18 protein-coding genes are annotated in these 19,751 nt (G+C 43.4%); 16 read left to right on the top strand and 2 right to left on the bottom strand.

Going from position 1 to position 19,751, the window contains the following annotated elements; genetic code table 11:
* The first annotated feature begins 3 nt into the window (after positions 1 to 3).
* The gene (locus tag BBI11_RS16005; RefSeq protein ID WP_068459430.1) at positions 4 to 1,101 is read left to right on the top strand and encodes a PD-(D/E)XK nuclease family protein; all 1,098 of its coding nucleotides are present in this window, start codon (positions 4 to 6) and stop codon (positions 1,099 to 1,101) included.
* A gap of 341 nt (positions 1,102 to 1,442) precedes the next feature.
* Here the strand turns inward: BBI11_RS16005 and BBI11_RS16000 are convergent, their stop codons facing one another.
* Positions 1,443 to 1,607, bottom strand: a complete 165-nt coding sequence (locus BBI11_RS16000) for a YjzC family protein (RefSeq protein ID WP_068459428.1) — start codon at positions 1,605 to 1,607, stop codon at positions 1,443 to 1,445.
* 123 nt (positions 1,608 to 1,730) lie between these two features.
* Here BBI11_RS16000 and BBI11_RS15995 point away from each other — a divergent pair, with 123 nt between their 5' ends.
* The 3 genes from BBI11_RS15995 to BBI11_RS15985 all read left to right on the top strand — a co-directional run bounded on the left by BBI11_RS15995 (position 1,731) and on the right by BBI11_RS15985 (position 5,589).
* Positions 1,731 to 2,603, top strand: coding sequence for a DUF6414 family protein (locus tag BBI11_RS15995; protein ID WP_068459426.1), 873 nt, complete (start codon positions 1,731 to 1,733; stop codon positions 2,601 to 2,603).
* A 130-nt stretch (positions 2,604 to 2,733) separates the two neighbouring features.
* Complete coding sequence (locus BBI11_RS15990) at positions 2,734 to 3,894, top strand: hypothetical protein (protein ID WP_071348629.1); 1,161 nt, start codon at positions 2,734 to 2,736, stop codon at positions 3,892 to 3,894.
* Positions 3,895 to 4,080: 186 nt separating this feature from the next.
* On the top strand, positions 4,081 to 5,589 hold the full coding sequence (locus tag BBI11_RS15985) for a DUF1846 domain-containing protein (protein ID WP_068459421.1): 1,509 nt from the start codon (positions 4,081 to 4,083) through the stop codon (positions 5,587 to 5,589).
* Between the two features lie 465 nt (positions 5,590 to 6,054).
* On the opposite strand, the gene BBI11_RS15980 is transcribed toward BBI11_RS15985, so the two are convergent.
* Positions 6,055 to 6,804, bottom strand: a complete 750-nt coding sequence (locus BBI11_RS15980; RefSeq protein WP_068459419.1) for an SDR family NAD(P)-dependent oxidoreductase — start codon at positions 6,802 to 6,804, stop codon at positions 6,055 to 6,057.
* Positions 6,805 to 6,925: 121 nt separating this feature from the next.
* Here BBI11_RS15980 and BBI11_RS15975 point away from each other — a divergent pair, with 121 nt between their 5' ends.
* The 12 genes from BBI11_RS15975 (at position 6,926) to BBI11_RS15920 (ending at position 19,751) form a co-directional block, all read left to right on the top strand.
* Positions 6,926 to 7,717 (top strand): GNAT family N-acetyltransferase, encoded by a 792-nt coding sequence (locus tag BBI11_RS15975; protein WP_068459417.1) that lies wholly within the window; start codon positions 6,926 to 6,928, stop codon positions 7,715 to 7,717.
* A gap of 32 nt (positions 7,718 to 7,749) precedes the next feature.
* Positions 7,750 to 8,238: a GNAT family N-acetyltransferase gene (locus BBI11_RS15970; RefSeq protein WP_068459415.1), complete on the top strand. Its 489-nt coding sequence runs from the start codon at positions 7,750 to 7,752 to the stop codon at positions 8,236 to 8,238.
* A gap of 67 nt (positions 8,239 to 8,305) precedes the next feature.
* Positions 8,306 to 8,905, top strand: a complete 600-nt coding sequence (locus BBI11_RS15965) for a DUF4230 domain-containing protein (RefSeq protein WP_068459412.1) — start codon at positions 8,306 to 8,308, stop codon at positions 8,903 to 8,905.
* A 127-nt stretch (positions 8,906 to 9,032) separates the two neighbouring features.
* Entirely contained in the window at positions 9,033 to 9,998 is a 966-nt protein-coding gene (locus BBI11_RS15960) for a nucleoside hydrolase (protein WP_068459410.1), read from the top strand.
* A gap of 56 nt (positions 9,999 to 10,054) precedes the next feature.
* Positions 10,055 to 10,672 carry an NAD(P)-dependent oxidoreductase gene (locus tag BBI11_RS15955; RefSeq protein ID WP_068459408.1) on the top strand — a complete coding sequence of 206 codons (618 nt, stop codon included), beginning with the start codon at positions 10,055 to 10,057 and terminating at the stop codon, positions 10,670 to 10,672.
* Between the two features lie 140 nt (positions 10,673 to 10,812).
* Positions 10,813 to 12,426: a DcuS/MalK family sensor histidine kinase gene (gene dcuS / locus BBI11_RS15950; RefSeq protein WP_068459406.1), complete on the top strand. Its 1,614-nt coding sequence runs from the start codon at positions 10,813 to 10,815 to the stop codon at positions 12,424 to 12,426.
* Positions 12,419 to 13,135 carry a response regulator gene (locus BBI11_RS15945; protein ID WP_068459405.1) on the top strand — a complete coding sequence of 239 codons (717 nt, stop codon included), beginning with the start codon at positions 12,419 to 12,421 and terminating at the stop codon, positions 13,133 to 13,135. Before dcuS ends, BBI11_RS15945 begins: the two co-directional genes overlap by 8 nt.
* A gap of 348 nt (positions 13,136 to 13,483) precedes the next feature.
* Positions 13,484 to 14,791 (top strand): 2-hydroxycarboxylate transporter family protein, encoded by a 1,308-nt coding sequence (locus BBI11_RS15940; RefSeq protein WP_068459402.1) that lies wholly within the window; start codon positions 13,484 to 13,486, stop codon positions 14,789 to 14,791.
* Between the two features lie 61 nt (positions 14,792 to 14,852).
* The gene (locus BBI11_RS15935) at positions 14,853 to 15,758 is read left to right on the top strand and encodes an AEC family transporter (RefSeq protein WP_068459401.1); all 906 of its coding nucleotides are present in this window, start codon (positions 14,853 to 14,855) and stop codon (positions 15,756 to 15,758) included.
* A 145-nt stretch (positions 15,759 to 15,903) separates the two neighbouring features.
* Positions 15,904 to 17,091 carry a DUF4317 domain-containing protein gene (locus tag BBI11_RS15930; protein ID WP_068459399.1) on the top strand — a complete coding sequence of 396 codons (1,188 nt, stop codon included), beginning with the start codon at positions 15,904 to 15,906 and terminating at the stop codon, positions 17,089 to 17,091.
* A 348-nt stretch (positions 17,092 to 17,439) separates the two neighbouring features.
* On the top strand, positions 17,440 to 18,723 hold the full coding sequence (locus BBI11_RS15925) for an ABC transporter substrate-binding protein (RefSeq protein WP_068459397.1): 1,284 nt from the start codon (positions 17,440 to 17,442) through the stop codon (positions 18,721 to 18,723).
* Positions 18,724 to 18,806: 83 nt separating this feature from the next.
* On the top strand, positions 18,807 to 19,751 hold the full coding sequence (locus BBI11_RS15920; protein WP_068459395.1) for a carbohydrate ABC transporter permease: 945 nt from the start codon (positions 18,807 to 18,809) through the stop codon (positions 19,749 to 19,751).

Below are 19,751 nucleotides of genomic sequence, written 5' to 3'. Positions count from 1 at the left end.
AAAATGTCTTCTTCATTTACAAAAATTTCTAATTTATTGCGAAGTACAGCAGCTAATCCATATGAGGACTATCTAACTGAAATTATTGCACCGCTTTTTGAGCAGAAAAATATATTGATTAGTTTCTTCAAAGAATTTGCAAGTATCGATCTGATTGATATCCATGACATTAAAGTACACACTCAAAAAACATACACGAAGTTAATCACACATTCTACAGACAGCAGACCTGATATAGTTATCACCTTTAGGCAAGGTGGAATCCGTAAGCTGGTTTTTATTGAAAACAAGCTTAGTAGTGGAGAAGGACATTTACAATTGCAACGTTACCAAGAACACCTTCAGCAAAGCAAAAAAGCGGGCTTCTCTACACACCTTTTTTATATCACAAAATATTTCGATCCTAAGCAGATAGAAAAATCCTCTACTCCGTTCTGTCAGCTGCAGTGGTTTCAAGTATTCACTTGGCTTCAAAAAAACTATAAAGCTGATTTATACTGCAAACAAATTTTAAAGTATATGGAGGAGATAGAATTGAATAAATCAAGAACTTTTTTACCGCAAGATGTTTATTCTGTTCAGAACCTAGGAAAGACAATATCAATGTTAGACCAATGTTTGAATGGAAAAACAAGTCATGCTTTTATAAACTTTTTCGGCAAACCAAAACCCTGGGGAAACCGGGCAATTGAACTTCGCGATAACAATCGATATGTAATTAAGAATGATCAAAGTGATTGGAAATTTATCGGCTGTGGTTTCACATTTGAAGAAAGTGATTATCCGGAAGTTGCAGTTTTTATCGAAGTTCACGCAAATAGTGAATATAAAGCTGAGTTGATGAATGCTTTTGGAGAATTTGAAAAAACAAATTATGGTTGGATCTTCCAACGTCCAGAAGATCAAAATGACTGGTTCTTGCTTTATACAAGTAAATCACTTATTCAGTTCCTTGCCGAAAAAGATCATATTGAAGCTATAGAACAGTTTTTTATAGATAAATTAGCAGACTTAAATAAAATAAAAGCAAATTTGTCAGATTTAAAATGGATTGTAAATGAGCAAGAAAATCTATTGACTGATGAAGAGGTTGGAATTTAAAGAAGACTAGAAATGAAGCAATTTACCAATAATGTTTAAACTAAAAAATTTCGAATTATCTATTATTAAGTTATGATTATTGTGAACTTGCGGTGTCTTTGTTCGGCTTAAAATCGAATTAAGCAAGGACAGATTAGTTCTGTGAAGAGCTAGTAGACTTATTTAGTAACGCAATCTCGCAAAAGAGCTTAGTCATTTGACTAAGCTCTTTTGGTCTTAAAGTAGAATAAGACCTCATTTAGATACAGTACGGAGAACCGTATCATAAGTAAATGAGGTTTATAAAAAGAACCACCAAGAACGTTAGTTTTCAGCGTTTTAGGTGGTTTAATTATTATTTTTTATTGTTTTTCCCATTTACGTCCTTTTTCTTGTGTTGGTGGAAGTCGATCGCCCTTATCAATTTTAACTATTCGAGGTTTAACTACTTCACCACCTCTTGGACCGACTTCTTTGTATTTTCCTGGTGGTTGATTATCTGTACCGGGTCTTTTTAAATCACTCATTTATTGTCACCTCCTCATCTATAAAATACCATATTTTGTTATAATATAATTAGAAAGTACGTTAAATATTAGTGGAAATAAAGTTTATAATTCCATATTAAATTTTAGATAAGGAGAGATTAAATGATTAAAAGAAGTGTGTTTCCATTAACGACTTATTTAAATCAAAACGCTGTCTTCGATTTGTTAGCGGTAATTGAAGACGGATTTTCTCAAGTCAACAATTTGAATATTTCCAATACAGAAGGTAAAAGTACAAATAGTAATGTAGATGGTGAAGCAGGCTTTGGAATGTATGGAATAAAAACTAAAATAAAGGCTGCTATGGGTATAGAAAAAAGTACAACAGAAGAAAAAACTTCTAGTGAGGAAAGAGTTCATACTCCAACTTCTTTATTTGCAAAACTATTTTCATATCTAGAAGAAAATGATTTGATAATGGAAGTTAATGACACAAGTGATTTAGAGAAATTATCACATGGTAGTTTTGTTAGATTTGAAAGCAAATTAGAAAGAAATCCTTTAATTTCGCTTTTAGAATCTTTTGAGCAAATGATGGTGGTAGCAATGACATTTCAGTCGCCTCAGAAGAGCGGGAAAAAGAATAATGAGCAAGAAATATTGAAACAAATAAAAAGCATGAAAAATAGTTTAACAGAAAATGATAGTTTTGATTTAATCTGTACCATTAATAAGAATGAGAGCCTGAAAGCTGTTCTACCGGTGTATTTAAACTATTTTATTCACAAAAATACAAATGAAATTATTGATGGAAACTACACAGTCTTTGGAAAGGTAGTTAAGATTGTGTCTGATGATGCAGATGATATTAATTTATTTAGAAATACGGGATTTAAGTTATTTCAACAAGAAGCTCTTGATACAATGTTAGATTCTATGAATAATGGAACAGATGAACAATTAGAAATTCCAAATATTAATTCAAGAATATCTAGTCCTGCTATATTAGTAATTCCAATTGCAATTTATTCATAAATCTTTTTTTAAAACTCTCAAACTGTAGTGGGAGAAGAGCTTTATGAGTAAGCGAGATTTGGTGATTTAAAAATAATTTAAATGGGTGATTACTTTGATATATATACCTTCATTTAATATGCAAGAGAAAATGATTAATGAGAGTGGTGGTCTTTTTTTTCAAGAAATTTTTGATCAAACAGTTCCTTTTGTAGCTAAACTTCCGTCAAATATAATTAAAGCAATATATGAGGGATGTAATATTAAACTATATTTGAGTTTAGAGAGAATCGAGCCTAGTAATTCAAAACGGCTTACAGTTGGCATGGAAATAGCTGATGATAAAGAACATCCATTTATGATTTTTCATACAGTTAATAATACAGAAGAGCTTCAAGCCATTTATAAAGCATTCCAACAATTAGAGAATAAGCTATATCTTTTTGATGAATTAACAAGAAATGTACTATCTGGCAAACTTACTTTACTAGAAAAAAATAAAGAAATAGATAAAGAATTATTATTCTCTATTGAAACGAACTTTAATGTTAAAGAGAAAATAGAGACTGAGAATAGATTTATTACATATATGGAAGAATTATTTTCTGGCAATACAAAACTCCCTATCGAATTAATTATTGTTAAAACAAAATTTATTCCTAGCGGACCTACAAAAGTTATTGACCTTGATGTAGGAGAAACTATCTTGTCTCAATCGGATGAAGGACAAGGCTTAGAATTATCTATTCATTCATTGTTAAATTCGTATTATCATGAAACTTGTCATCATTCTCCTCAAATTATAAAAAAAGATAAAATGAGGGAATTAACTGATATATTAGCATTTAAAGAAAGTCATTTAATTTTTATCGAATCCAAAGTTTCACAGGTATTGAATAGAGAAAAAGAATTAAGTTCAAAAAGGCTTATAACAAATATTCATAAGAATATAGATAAAGCAATTAACCAATTAAGGGGTGCTGTAAAATCAGTAAATACAAAGCAAAAAGTATATACTTCAGAAAATGATTTAATTGATTTAACATTAAATAATAATATACCCAATCATTGTATAGTTTTGATTTCAGAAATGCGTCATGAGCTAGATTGGGATAAGCTTTATCAAGATATCATAGGGTTTGGAGCGGAAGAATCAGGATTATTACATATTCTTGATTTAACAGAACTTTTTAAATTGTTGTTTCTAAGTAAAACGCCGGAAGCATTTAATAGAAGCTTAGTAGATAGGTGGAAAATAGTATATGAACATCAAACACCTTTAGTAAGAATAGAATTTAGAGATTCAAAATAATTTTCATACTGCACTTAGTTATATTGCGGAGAACCATATCATAAGTAAATGAAACAATTAGACCGATTTACTTTTTTTCAAAAATTTATAATGATAAAGAATGGATTTTTATTTGGAAGTATCTCTTAAGGCGTTTTATCACTCGGGTTAAGAGAGCTTGAAGTATAGAAGGTGGGACTGAACTTAATGAAAAAAATTGGATTTGATTCGGAGAAATATTTACAGGAACAATCAGCCTACATCCTGGAGCGGGTGCAGCAGTACGATAAACTCTACTTGGAATTTGGCGGAAAATTGATAGGCGACAAACATGCCAAGCGCGTGTTGCCTGGATTTGATGAAGATGCCAAAATCAAACTATTGCATACACTGAAAGAAAAGGCGGAAATCATTATCTGTGTCTATGCTGGAGACATCGAACGAAACAAAGTTCGGGAAGATTACGGCATCACTTATGACCAAGATGTCCTGCGCTTAATCGATGAATACCGGGCATACGGCATTTCTGTTAACAGTGTCTTGATCACCCGTTACCAGGGGCAGCCAACAGTCAAAGTATTTATGACTAAGCTTGAGAGAAGTGGAATTAACGTCAGTATTCACCGCGAAATCGAAGGTTATCCGGCAAACGTGGAGGCAGTCCTTGGGGAAGAAGGATTTGCGACGAATCCTTATATTAAAACGACAAAACCAATCGTAGTGGTAACGGGCCCTGGCCCAGGAAGCGGAAAGCTTGCCACCTGCCTTAACCAAATGTACCACGAGAATAGACTTGGAAATGAAGTTGGCTATGCCAAGTTTGAGACTTTTCCGGTTTGGAACTTGCCGTTAAAGCACCCAGTAAACATCGCTTATGAAGCGGCTACCGTCGATTTAAAAGACGTAAATATGATTGATAATTATCATTATGAAGCGTATGAGAAAGTAGCGGTCAATTACAATCGTGATATTGAGACATTTCCTGTCATCAAACGGATTATTGAAAGGATTACCGGCAAAGAGTCTGTTTACAGCTCACCGACTGATATGGGGGTTAATCGCCTGAAATCGGGTATCACTGACGATCAGGTTGTCCAGGAATCTGCCAAGCAGGAAATCATTCGGCGCGGTTTCGTCGTAGAGAACGATTATAAAAAAGGGCTTGCCGATGAAGACAGTGTACGCCACATGCAAGTGATTCTAGAAGAGACCGGTTTGAAGAAAGAGGATCGGGCACCTGTATTGCCGGCGCGTAATTATGCGAAAGAAGTCCAAGCGCAAATTGATAGCACGAATTTACAAGCCGTAATTGCGATAGAACTGCCGAATGGCGAGATGATCACCGGTCGAACGACCACTTTGATGGATGCTTCGGCAGCCGCGATTCTCAATGGGTTGAAGAGATTGACCAATATTTCCGATGAAATTGATTTGTTATCGCCGGTGATTTTACAAACGATTCAACGGTTGAAAACTGATGATTTGAATAGCCGCGTCCCGACATTGAGTGCCAATGAAGTGCTCATTGCACTGGCAATCAGTGCGGTCACCAATCCTACTTCAGAGCTGGCTTATAAGCAATTGCCACATTTAAAAGACACCCAGGCTCACTCTACGGTTATATTGAATAGAGAAAACGAACAGACCTTTAAGAAGCTTGGAATCGACATCACCAATGATCCGGTATATCCAACTGAGAACCTGTATTACAATTAGATTTTAGAAAACACCTGCCTTTTCCTTCTTATAATAGAATCCTGAGGCGGATGTATTTTCCTTTAGCTTGTCGAGAAAGTAAAGTAGTTGTATTTTCCGAAGCTTATTGCTCGCTTTCCGTGGGGCGGGAATCGAGCCTCCTCGTCACTGCGTTCCTGCGGGGTCTCTCAAACCCGCTAGTCCCACAGGAGTCGAGCAAACGCTTCTCCAAATACTTAAATAGGTCATTGATTTTTGAATGTCGAAAAGATCGTTAGCTTTCAATTTAATATCTGTCTATCAGAGTTCTTCAACACTTTGAAGGTTCATTCTTCTTTTAATGAGAAGAATGAACCTTTTTGCTTTGTTGAATTAATCAAGCGCTACTTGTGGAAGGCTGTAAAAAATAAATTTGCTTCATCCGACAGCAAAATATAGCTCTACATCAAATGGTTAAACTAATCTTATCTTGTTTCCTAAGTCTATTTATTTTAACGAGTACCCACCATCTACAACAATTTCCGCACCGTTTATATAAGACGCCTTGTCTGAGGCTAAGAACAGCACGACTTCTGCGATCTCGCTCGTTTTTCCGTAACTCCCTCTAGGATGACCCTGTGATTGCTTGTCATAATTTTCTTTTCCGCCATAGGCTTTGATGGCCAGGTCGGTTTCTGTTGGGCCGGGGGAGATGCAGTTGACGCGGATGCCTTGATTGGCAAATCGCAGGGCCGAGCTTTGTGTCATCGCAACAACCGCTGCTTTAGTGCCGCTATAGGCTGGCAGCATCGGATTGACTTTATCGTTTCCAAGGATCGCGGCATTATTGATCACGACGCCATGTTTTTGCTTGCCCATCACGGCTAACGCATATTTCATGTAAAGGAAAATTGCTGTTTGATTGACGGCAATCAACTGATTCCAGTCATCTAGCTTTACGCGAGACAAGGGTCCCATTCCGGTAGACAGAACGCCGGCGTTGTTGAAGAGAATATCGATTGTCTGTCCTTCAGTTTCAAGTGTGTTAAAAAAGTTTTCGATTTCTTCCGGATTTTTGTTATCGACTTGGTGAAAGTGAGCGTTTCCGTCGCAGTCACTCTCAACTTGTGCGCCTTTGTCACTGTCTCTTCCCGTAAAGTGAACGCTAGCGCCTTCTTTGCAAAAGAACCGAACTACTTCCTTGCCAATTCCATCCGTTCCACCATTTACAATGACCACTTTGTCTTCGAACATCATCTGATCTCCTCCAAATATCATAGTAAATTCTGTATAATCAGTATATAGCAATCGCTTCGCTAGAGGAAATTTAGATACCCATCACTTAGACGGGAATGAAAACGAAAAAGGGGGAGAAGGCATGGAGTTGGAAAAGCAGATAGAGGAGCTGGACTTTGCGTTATTGCAGTCTTTCTCCACCAAGCACGACCGGCCTTGGGGCGCGTTGTTCAGCAATCCCGAGCAGCCGGATTATTATGATGCCAACCACGCTTATGTGAACAGGTCGCCGGATGAGCCTGACAAAATCATTAGCGAAGTCGTTTCGTTTTACCGGGCCTCAGGAATCACGCCCCGGTTTTATTTGGGAAATATCGAGTCTTTGACCTCCTTTATCGGGACATTGAAAGAAAGCGGGTTTCAGATCGAACAGTTTTCACAGCCGATTCAGTTGTGGAACCAGCAACTGACTCCGATTCCGTACAATGAACACATTGCCATTGAAAGAGTGACCGAACGCAATTACGAAGAAGCGTTGGCGGTAGAATGCCAAATTGAAGAGTTCGGCGGGAAAGCGGTGCGCGAAAAAGCGTTTGAGACGGAATTCAATGATCCGCGCTACCGCCATTACGTGTTGAAATATGATGGCGTCCCGTGTTCTTCTGCCTGCTTGTTTGTCCACGGCAGCCAGGGGAGAGTTGAAAGTGTCGCAACCATTGAGGCGTACAGGGGAAAAGGGTTAATCGGCGCGTTGCTCGAATATATACAAAAGGAAGCACAAGCGATGGAGCTAGAAAAATTGTGGGTGCATCCCATTAACGAACGGGTCGAAAAAGTGTATGCCCGCGCTGGATTCGAGACCGTCTTGAATATGCAGACGGGTCATGCATTCTTGGATGGCAAAAGCATCAAAGAGATACAAGCGCGCTCATAAGCGGTGGAAGCCCACGAGGAGGAACGCAAAAGATGGAGAAAGACAATCAAAGGCAAGCTGTATTTGAGTCGGATAGGTGTTACATCAGGCCTTTTCTTGAAAGCGATTTGGATGCTTTTATTACATACCGCAATAATCCCGAATGGATGGAATTTCAATATTTTAAAGGGTTGACTCGAGAAGAATATAAAGAAATTTTAGTGAGAGAACCCTCGGTGGAAAAGGGTGCCCAATTAGCCATTATCCATAAAGCCGACGACTCCTTACTTGGGGATGTGTTTATTAAAAAGGAAGCGGATGCCTGTTGGATTGGCTATACCATCCATCCAGCTGTTAAACGACGAGGCTATGCGTTTGAAACGGTCCAGGCAATGATTCAGTGGATCCAGCAATCGTATCCGGGGCTCAAAATTTTAGCGGGAACTTCTCCGCAAAACCTCGCTTCCATTCAGTTGCTCGAAAAATTGGCGTTTGCGCCGGCGGGAACAGAAGAAGGCGAACTCATTTTTCAATACGTGTAAGCAAGTTGTGGCAACGGGCTATCAATAGGAAAGCAGTTAAGTAGAGACATAACGGGGGAATGAAACGATGAAAAAGTTTGCAGCGGGCGTATTGGTGGCCCTGATTTTAATAGCGGGAGCTTTATTTGCATTTGCTCAAATGGATCTCTTCAAGGTTACCAACAACAGTAGTTCCGATGCCTCCTTGGTAAAAGATCAAATAGTAAAGATTGCAGAATTGGCATCACTTGAATATGAATATAGCAATGTCATAATCAGCGAGACCGATAAAAACATTTCTTTGCCAGGTATGTCTGATATAAAATTTGCAGAAGCAATAAGATTAATCAAATACGATGGGTATATTAAAGCGGGATCAAAAGCCTCGGAAATTGAAACTTCATACAATGAGAACACAAAGGAATTGGTAGTTAGAGTTCCAAAAGCAGTGATCCTTGAAAACGTAGCTGATATAGAAAATATGGAAATAAGAGATGTAAAAGACGATTTATTCTCTGATTATCCTTCTCAAAAATTTGTAGAAGATATAAATGCTGAATCAGAAAAACGTGAAAAAGAGAAAATCGAGCAAGGATTTTTAGAAGAAGCAGACAAAAATACAGAAGAGATTTTAACTGCACTTCTTAAAACTCCTGCGTATGAAGAAGTAATCATCGAATTTTATTAATACATACCAGCAAAGCCATCACCGTCCCTGACTGTGGTGGCTTTTGGGGTCCGGGGCTAATAGTTCACTCCGCGCCCCGACTAGCGTAAACTGAACATTATTAGAGAAGAAAAGGTGGTTTTGAGGGATGGCCAGATTGCCGATCATAATCGATACAGACCCGGGGATTGACGATGCGATGATGCTGACCTTGGCGTTTGCGCATGAGGACAAATTGGATGTGCGCTTAGTGACAACGTGTTCGGGGAATATTTCACAGGACAAGACGAATTACAATGCACGCACGTTCTTGAGTTATATCGGGGCGGATGTGGAAGTGGCACGCGGTTTGGAGCAGCCGATGTTCCGCGAACTCGAGATGGCAGAAGAGATTCACGGGGAAAGTGGTTTCGGAAATATCGAGTTTCCGCCACCGACTTTGCCAGTAAGTGCTCGTCCGGCGGTTGCCGCGATGCGGGAAACTCTACTTTCGAGTGAAGAGAAAGTGACAATTGTCGCGACCGGCCCGTTGACGAATGTGGCGGCCTTGCTCTTGGCGCATCCGGAAGTCAAGCCGAAAATCGAGCGCATTTCGTGGATGGGCGGAGCGGCAGTGGGCGGCAATATGTCGCCGTCCGCTGAATTTAATGCGTATGTCGACCCGCACGCGGTCGAAATCGTCTTTCGCTCAGGGGTGCCAGTCGTCATGAGCGGCTTGGATGTGACCCATAAAGCATTCGTAACCTTAGAAGAAGCGCAAGGCATGTTGGATATCGGCACGGAATTTGCCGATAAGGCGTATGGCCTTATCACGTATTATTTGGATGTTATCAAGAGAACGCCTTTTCATGAGGAGAATTACGACCAGGTGCTGCATTTCCACGATGTCTGTGCGGTCATGTGTTTGTTGAAACCGGAAATGTTTGAAGGACAGGACTGCTTTGTGGAAACTTCGCTCGAAGGTGTGACAGCGGGTGCGACCGTTGTGGATTATACGAATCGGACAGGAAAAGAGCCGAACGTCCACGTGCTGCATAGTGTGGACAGAGAAGCATTCGTCACGGAATTCGTAGAGGCGGTTCAGGTGATTTCGGACCGTGTCGAATCGTTTTGACTCTTTCCGAGCAGTTATAACTTGAATAAAATCCTAAGAAAGCAAGGTGAAGCCTGATGAAAATCATCGTATTCGGGGCAACGGGCGGTGTAGGCCGTTTGGTCGTCCAACAAGCTATGGAGCAAGGCTTTGATGTGACAGCGTTCGTGAGAACTCCTGATAAATTAAAAGTGACGGGGGAGAACTTAACAGTGGTCCAAGGAGATGCGTTCCACGTGGAACAAGTCGCCGCAGCGATTGCCGGACATGACGCAGTGGTGTCTTGCTTAGGTTCGAATCAAGGTATGAAAAAATCAGACGACCTGCGAACGATGGCGAAAAACATTGTGGCCGGCATGCAACAGCATGGCGTCAAGCGCATCGTCTACACGGCATCTGCGGGCATTAACGATGAACTCCCAGGCATTGGCGGGAAAGTGATGATGGGCGTATTAAAGCAAGTGCTGATCGATCACCGCGCCGCTGTTGATGCGATTGAAGAAGCAGGGCTGAATTATACGATCGTCCGGCCGATGGGCTTGACCAATGATTCCTTTAGCGGAAAGTACCGGGAAGCAGAAACAGGTGTACCAGGGAAATCAAGAACCATTCCACGTGCGGACGTGGCGCATTTTATTTTGAAGGCGCTGAAAGATCCAGCTTATGACAAGAAGTCTGTTGGGATTGCGACGTGAATTATTAACAAGCCAAGCAGCTGCATACATTTGTAGCTGCTTTTTTAGTTCATTCCAGTGATTTTCTTTATGGAAATTATGACTTATAGTAGATACAACTGATTAGACGAACTTTTCTGCAGTAAAAAATGAGGTGCCACATGGCGTTTTTATCACGATTTAAATTGAATACGATTATTATCCTGTTTGTGTTATTAGTGGTATTAATGTCACTGGTAATCACTAATCTACTAGTGGCCGATACATCAGGCGATCGGATCGAACGACAACTGGAAGGGAAAGCCATCAGCATTTCCCGGACAGCGGCAGAGTCAGAAGTCATTCAAGAAGGCTTAGAGGAAGAAACGGCGGAAGCAAATATCCAGGATTACGCGCTGGCTGTGCAACAAGCAGCCGATGTATTGTTCGTGGTGGTCATGGATATGGACGGTATCCGCAAATCGCATCCGAATCCGGACAATGTTGGCAAGGCGTTTGCCGGAGGCGATGAACAACGTGTGATAGCAGGCGAAGAATATACATCGCGTGCGGAAGGGACGCTCGGGCAATCGGTCCGTTCGTTCACACCGGTTTTTGATGAAAGCGATAATCAAATCGGCGCAGTCGCGGTCGGTATTTCCTTAGAGGAAGTAGAAGCAGCGATTGAGCAAAACCAACGAACCTTGTGGATTGGCTCATTGATCGGATTATTGTTCGGGATTCTCGGCGCCTTGTTTTTGGCGCGTTATATTAAAAAGAGCCTATTTGGATTGGAGCCTCCAGAAATTGCGCGCATTCACGAAGAGCGCAACCAAATGCTTCATTCCGTTTATGAAGGCGTTATCGCAATCGATCAACATGCACGCATCATGCTTGCCAACCGGTCGGCGAGAGAGCTGTTCGAAAAAGCAGGATTCAAAGGCCGTGAACCGATTGGAAAGGATATCCATGAATTTCTGCCAGGCCTTGTGACGAGCCATGTGCTGGTTGAAAAACGCACCGTTTTGGATGAGGAGCAGGAGCTTAATGGAATGTCGATTTTATCGAATCAAGTGCCGTTACTAGTGAATGGCCAAGTGATCGGTGCGATGGTGACATTCCGGGACAAGACGGAAATCGATGTGCTAGCCGAACAGCTGACCGGTGTCGAGATGTATGCGGAAACTTTGCGAGCGCAATCGCACGAATTTATGAATCAACTGCATGTCTTGCTGGGCTTGATCAAAATGGAACAATACGAGCAAGTGTCGCAATTTATCGCAAAATTGGTCCAACATCAGGCTGTGGAAGTCGGAAATGTGACGCGCTCCATCAAAGATCCGGTGTTGGCAGGCTTTATCCTCGGGAAAATCAGTTTCGCGAGAGAAGCGCAAGTTAATCTTTCAATCAGCTGCGAGACCGATATCCCGAAACCAGACGATCCCGCGGTCACACACGAGCTAATTACGATTATCGGCAATGTGATCGACAACGCAATCGACAATGTCCAAGCGACTGAACATAAACAGGTGCACGCCACTTTTTCTTATATCGATGAATTACTGACGATCACGATCAGCGATACAGGAACCGGCATTGACACAGAATTGCAGGAAACGATGTTCGAAAAGGGCGTCTCTAGTAAAGAGGGCTACCACCGCGGATTTGGGTTGCATTTAGTGAAAAACAGCGTAGATAAACTCGAAGGCTCAATTGAAGTGGCTTCCGAGGAAAACGAAGGCACGACGTTTGAGTTGGTGTTACCGTATGAAGCAAGGGGTGAAACCGATGATTAAAGTAATGATAGTAGAAGATGACCCGATGGTTGCTGCCTTGAACCAGCAATTCGTCGGGCGGATGGAAGGTTTCGAGGTGATCGGTGCTGCCGAAAACGCCCAGCATGCCATCGCGATCCTGGCTGAATCAGACATCGATTTGGTGCTGCTCGACATCCATATGCCCGGCCTGACTGGTATCGAATTTTTGCAAATGCTCCGCGAACAACAGCTGGATCTCGACGTCATCTTGATCACGGCGGCCTCTGAAATTCGGCAAATCCAGCACGCCTTAAGGCTCGGGGCTTCCGATTATTTAATCAAGCCCTTCGAGTTCAGCCGCTTCCAGGAAGCACTCCTGCAATACCAAGACAATTTCCATAAACTGCATGACAATAAACAAATTAGCCAGCAGGAGATCGACAGCCTGCTCGGCAGAAAACAGCAACCGGCTTCGGCGGCAACGACTGTCCAATCGTTGCCGAAAGGACTAACAAAAGCGACCTTGCAAACCATTCAAAAAGTGATCTTGGCAAATGAAGGTGGGGTATTTTCGACAGATGAATTGGCGCAGTCAGCCCATATTTCCAGGGTCTCCGTACGGAAATACCTGAAATTCCTCAGTGCCATCGGCTATTTGCAGGAAGACTTGACCTACGGCGTCGGCCGGCCCATCTATCAATACCGTTTAGTCTCGGAAAACGCTAATCGTCTTGATCCTTATCTTTGAAAGTGAGGATGGAGCTTTGGAAAACATTAATTCATTAAAGAAGTTCAGTGAGATGTCTGAGTGTTTGGAGAAGCGTTTGCTCGACTCCAGTGGGACTAGCGGGTTTGAGAGACCCCGCAGGAACGAAGTGACGAGGAGGCTCGATTCCCGCCCCACGGAAAGCGAGCAATAAGCTTCGGAAAGCACGATTTCTACTAAAAAAGCAGCCAATGCGGCTGCTTTTTTTAATTACAATAAAACCAATACTTTCATAAGCTAGAAGTTGTCTGAAATTTGTCTAAAATATGAAATACATTGAAAGCGCTTACCTGAAAGTGGCGCAAGCTCAAAAAAAAGAGGTGTCCAAGAATGAAGGAAACGAATAAGATCCCGCCGCAGCTGCCGGCTCGAAATTTGAAAGACAAATTCACGATTTTCAATATGCCGATTCTGTGGTTTGGGGTTTTCGCCGCAATCGCACTTTATGCGATGTATACTGAAAATTTGCCAGCTGGCATGATCGGCGCATTGCTCATTACGATGGTGCTCGGGGAATTACTGGGCTGGTTCGGTAATCATATGCCAATCGTTCGCACGTTCCTTGGAGGCGGTGCGATTGTCGCTATTTTCGGGTCTGCTTATATGGTCTATAGTGGTCTTATGCCCGAAAGCACGACGGCGGGGATTACGGAATTCATGAAAGACGGAGACTTTCTCAACTTCTATATTGCGGCTTTGATTACAGGCAGTATTTTAGGGATGGAATCGAAGATCTTGGTAAAAGCAGGCGTCCGCTATGCGTTGCCATTACTCGCTGCGGTTGCAGGAGCGGTTGGTCTGGCTGCCTTAGTCGGCATGGTATTAGGGTTTAGTGTTCAAGAAGCGGTGCTTGTCATCGCCATGCCGATCATGGGCGGCGGCATGGGTGCAGGCGCTGTGCCGATGTCTCAAGTGTATTCGGAAATGCTCGGCAATGAACCGGGCTATTATTTATCGATACTCGTTCCGGCCTTGGCGCTCGGGAATGTCTTCGCCATCATCTTGGCGAGCGTATTGAACTTGATCGGCAATAAATATCCGAGCTTGACGGGTAATGGCCAATTGATACGCAATTTCCATTACGAGAAAAAAGAAACGCCGAGTTACGATTTGGCGAAAATGGGCATCGGCGTCTTGGCGGCTGTATCGTTTTATATTTTAGGCAATCTATTGGGCGATTTTATTCCATTGCACCCTTATGCCATCATGATCATTTTAGTGGCAGCTCTCAAAGTTGCGAACGTCATGCCAGAAATCATCGTAGAAGGCGCGAGCCAGTGGTATGAGTTCGTGGCGCGCAACTGGACTAATGCCTTGCTAGTGGGCATTGGGGTAGCCTATACAGATCTCGAAGCCGTGCTGAATGCCTTGAGCATTGAGTATGTGCTCATTGTCTTGGCTGTCGTTCTCGGGGCTGTTGTGGGAGCAGGAGTCGTCGGGAAATTCATGGGCTTTTATCCAATCGAAGCAGCCATCACGGCAGGATTATGTATGGCGAATATGGGCGGAACCGGTGATGTTGCGGTACTGTCTGCGGCAAGACGCATGGAATTGATGCCATTTGCGCAGATTTCTTCCCGCCTCGGTGGCGCATTGATCTTGTTATTGGCCAGCATCTTTATCCCGTTTTTCATTTAATAAAGTAGACTTTGGGGGAGGGGGGAAATCCTTTCCCTCTTTCTGATGGAGAGTGAACGCCATGATTGTCAGTGAAATCATCAATGTCATTTTGCCGGTCTTTGTCTTGCTTGGCATCGGCTTTTTTGTCGGGAAATTTATGGACGTCGACAAAAAACCGGTGTCGGATTTGTGCATCTACGTGTTCAGCCCGGCTCTATTTTTCCATTCCGTCACGACGTCTTCATTGGATTTGGGGGATTTAGGGAGAATTGTGCTGTTTGCGGTCTTGCTGTTTGTCTTGTTTGCGGGGGTGATCACATTTCTAGGCTTCGTACTCGGATGGGATCTGTCATACCGCAATACGATGATGCTCGCGAGCGCGTTTCCAAACACGGGAAACTATGGCTTGCCGATCGTGTTGTTCGCCTTCGGGGATGAAGGCATGGCGATCGCGATTATTTATGTGGTTATGCAATCTTTGCTGATGAATTCAGCTGGCATTTTTTACGCATCGAATCACGCAGATGTTTCCAAGACGGCGATTTTCATTACCATCATCCGCATGCCCGGCTTTATCGCTATCACTACCGGCCTGATCCTGAAAATAACGGGCATTGCGGTTCCTGAAGCGCTCGGCAATGCAACAGGCTTACTGGGGCAGGCGGCGGTGCCAGTGCTGTTGACGCTGCTCGGGATCACCTTGGCTTCGATTCAAATCAAGACGGTATTGAAGTTCATCGGGACAGCGGCCGTGCTGAAATTGGTTGCTTTTCCAGCCATCGCTTTCGTTCTATTGGCCTGGCTATATCCCGGGGGCTCACTAGAAGCAAAAGTGTTGTTGGTTTCTGCGGCAACCCCAGCGGCCGTCACAACGACACTGCTTGCCATCAAGTTCAATATGAATCCTGAAATGGTGTCGAGCGCGATGTTCGTCAGTACCTTGGCGAGCATCGTCACGATTCCGGTCTTGCTGCTGGTTTTGTAAATGCCGAGGATTTGGAAATCCACAAGGGCAATCCCGGTTTCCTGCTGAATTCTTGTTATAATGAAAGAGTGTCCAAAGCAACTTGGCTTGGATGCTCTTTTTTTGCAAACACATGGATTTTATTAGCTGGGAGTTGGAAATAGAGATGAACAAAAAAGACATTGCCGAGATCCGCAAGCAGTTTAAGTTGGAGACGGATTTACTAAAAATCGCCGAGATTTACAATGTATATATCAAGCAAGAGACAAGTGAGATCTTCCACGAGGAGAGCCGCTCGTTTGCGATGCTCGAGCGCGAGCAGCAAGAGCTGTTTTTGGCCAATTTCAAGAAAGTGCTCGCAGGCAAGCTCGATATCAAGCTATTTGAAGTGAAGTTCCAGCGCCCGGAAGAAGGGCAGGCCGACCATACGCAGACGCTATTGTACGAAGGGCTTCATGCAGACGATGCAGAAGGCTGGAAAGACAATATGCAGCGCGTCGCCTTGAAGATGGTCGAAGAAACGCCATACGACAAGGACATGGTCATCACGTTCATCCGCGGCACGTATTTCAAGACGACGAAACGCGAGCCGGATGAGACAGAAGCGGCCATGCGCGACGAAGTCTATACGACGCCGTTCGTCCTCAGCAGCATGAACCAAACCGAACTGCCGAAATCGTCGCTGGTATTTGATTTTATCGAAAAGGAATTTAAGTCGAACATTATGGCGGACCCGGTCATTAAGCTGTCGTCGCCGGTCGGCGGCTTCTTGTTCCCGAGCTTCACGAACAACGCGGCAGACGTCAACCGCATCTTGTATTCTGCGGCCAAAGCCAATAAGCCGGATTTCCAGTTTATCGAAAACGTGCTGAATGGCGATGAAATCACCACCGCAGAAGATGATAAAGTGGTGTTTGAAGAAATCGTCAAGCAAGTGATCGGCGATGAGGTCAATTCGAGAACGCTCGCGGGCGTCTACGACGAGATCAACAGCATGCTCGAAGTGGAAGCAGAAGACGAGGACGAGCCGGCGCCAATGCTCGATTCCAAGGAAGTCGAGCGCGTCTTGAAAGCGAGCGGCATCAAAGACATCAGCACCGAGAAAGTGGAGCAAGCGTTCCAGCAAGTGACGGATGACCGCAAGTACGAGATGAAAGCGAGTCACATCGTGCCGAAATATGGGGCAAAATCGATTAAGATCAACACGAAAGTCGCCGAAATTAAGATCGGCCCCGAAGACTTACGTTACGTCAAACAAGTCAATTACAAGGGCCGGCGCTGCATCCTGATCGAAGTGGAAGAGGATACAGTCGTGGAAGGATTTAAGTTGTTGGCGGAAGAAGAATTGGAGTAGGTTAGTTGAAGCGTTAGGATTTGGGGAACGTAGAATCTTCCAAAGCTAACGCTTTTTTTGTAGCTGTTCGATTATTGGCTAATATAGGGGTCGTAAAAAATTTTTTATTCCATAATTACCAGTAACCACGCCGGATGAACGAAACCGGTTTACATATTTAATAAAATAAATGATTGATTAATGAAAAAATTGAGTTATTATTGTAAATGTAAGCGGTTTAATTCATTTTTTTTAGCGATTATAGAAACCGGTTTCGTTAATTAGAACAGGCTTTATTTTCGCTCAACACGAATCAGTAATCATCATTTTAGTGGAGGCACGTCGATTATCATATAAGGGGGAAATAAAATGAAGAACATGAAAAAATGGCCTGTACTTGGAATGACTTTGGCACTTTCTGCAACACTGGCAGCATGCAGTGATGAAGAGTCGACTTCTGGCGAGGATGGCGAAGTGACACTGGATTTTTGGTCTTTTGGGGCTACGAACTATGAAGAACTAGCTGAAGCGTATGAAGCAGAAAACCCGAACGTCACCATCAATGTAAAAGTTTCAGAAACGGCGGAACACCATGATGCGCTATTTACTTCTTTATCTGCTGGAAGCGGCGCGCCTGATATTGCGATGCTAGAAGTCGACCAGTTCGATCGATTCAAAGAAGCTCAAGGAAGCTTTGAAAACTTGTATGAGCTAGGGGCAGAAGATGTTCAAGCGGAATACTTGGATTGGAAATGGAATGCCGGAGCGAACCAAGAAGGTGATTTCCTCTTCGGTTTGCCGACTGACATCGGGCCAAAAGCTTTGTACTACCGTGCTGATGTCTTTGAAGAAGCTGGCTTGCCAACAGATCCTGCAGAAGTCTCGGCGATGATCGATTCCCCTGAAGCCTTCAAAGAAGCTGGCTTGCAAGTTTTGGAAGAAACCGGGAAACCTTTTGTCGACAGCATCGAAATGGCGTTTAGAGCCTACCTGGATGCCTCGGAAGAAACATACTTGAATCCCGAAGGCGAATTATTGATTGGCCAAGAAGGCAACGATGTGAAAAAAGCCTATGATTACGCGGTCGAACTGAACGAAGCGGGTGTCGTAGGGAAGTTTGAAATGTGGACGCCTGAATGGGCCAACGCCGTCAACACAGGTGAGTTTGCGGTCGAATTGGGCGCAGGCTGGCTGAAAGGCTGGATGGAAGGAAATGCGCCGGATGCTGCTGGCAAATGGAGAGTGGCCACATTGCCGACTGAGTTTGCTGCAAACTGGGGCGGGTCGTACTTAGCTATCCCAAGCGAAACGGAAAATGCCCAGGAAGCTTACGACTTTACGGAATGGTTAGTGTCAGCTGACAACCAATTGACGTCATTCCAGGAAAAAGGCTTGTTCCCTTCAGCTCCTGCTGTGTATGAAATGGACGAGTTCACAGGCAACGAAGACGAGTTCTTTGGCGGCCAAGTCACATCATCTGTATTCGCAGAAGCAGCACAAGATATCGATACAGCTGTCTTCAAAGGCGTAAAATATTTCCCGGTAAATAATGAAGTGTTGAACGCGTTGAAAAATGTGCAGAATGGGGCAGACCCTGAAGAAGAATGGGATGCCGCTGTCAAACGTGCACAAGATTTGATCGACCGTCAATAACAATAGGCATTGCTGGCAGTTCAAAGGGTATGGTGACTTTGTAGAATCCATGCCCTTATTTTAAATTAAAGCGGGTGAGTGAAATGGACTCTGTTTACCGAAAAGGAAACAAAGGCGGGAAGAAAAAGTCGTCCGAAAAACGAAAGAATATGATTTCCTCTTATTTATACATAGCGCCTTTCTTTATTATTTTTGGGGTCATTGGCCTCTATCCAGCGCTTTTTAGTTTCTACTTGGCTTTCCAGAGCTGGAACGGCCTAGGGGATATGAGCTTTGTCGGTTTGAACAACTTTCGGATCGTCTTGGAAGATCCGCTGTTCTGGAAATCTTTGTACAATACCATCATTATTGGCCTGATCGGAACGGCCCCTCAAATCGTCATCGGAATCATTCTGGCGATTTTGTTGAATGTGGCTTTTCTTCGCTTCAGAAGTTTTTTCCGGGTAACGATTTTCATGCCATATATTACGTCGATGGTAGCCGTGGCATTGATTTTTAGCGTCATCTTCAGCAATCACGAATCGTCATTGGCCAATTACGTGCTGGGACTGTTCGGGATGGAGCCTGTTAGCTGGGCGACATCTGAGTGGGGCACCAAAATCGCTATCTCGGTCATGGTATTTTGGCGCTGGGTCGGATACAACACGATTATCTACCTAGCTGGAATTCAAAGCATTCCAAATGATGTGTACGAGGCGGCCACGATCGATGGCGCCAATAAATTCCAACAGGTCATCCACATCACATTGCCATTGCTCAAGCCGTTCATTATTTTAACGGTGTTCTTCTCGACAGTCGGCGCCTTGCAGCTGTTTTCTGAACCGACGGTGTTCCTCGGAGCTGCGGCGTTTACACGAGACGAAGCGATGACCGTGGTCATGTATTTGTACCGAGATGCGTTCAGGCTTCAGTCGTTTGGCACGGCTTCTGCGACGGCGATCATTTTATTAATTATCATCGTCATTTTTGCAGCCATCAACACGTATGTAGCATCCGGGCGACTTAGCAAAAAGAAAGGGAGGGGATGA

The sequence above is a fragment of the Planococcus maritimus genome (assembly GCF_001687625.2).
Classification (GTDB): Bacteria; Bacillota; Bacilli; order Bacillales_A; family Planococcaceae; genus Planococcus; species Planococcus maritimus.
This window is presented reverse-complemented; position numbering and strand designations above follow the sequence as displayed.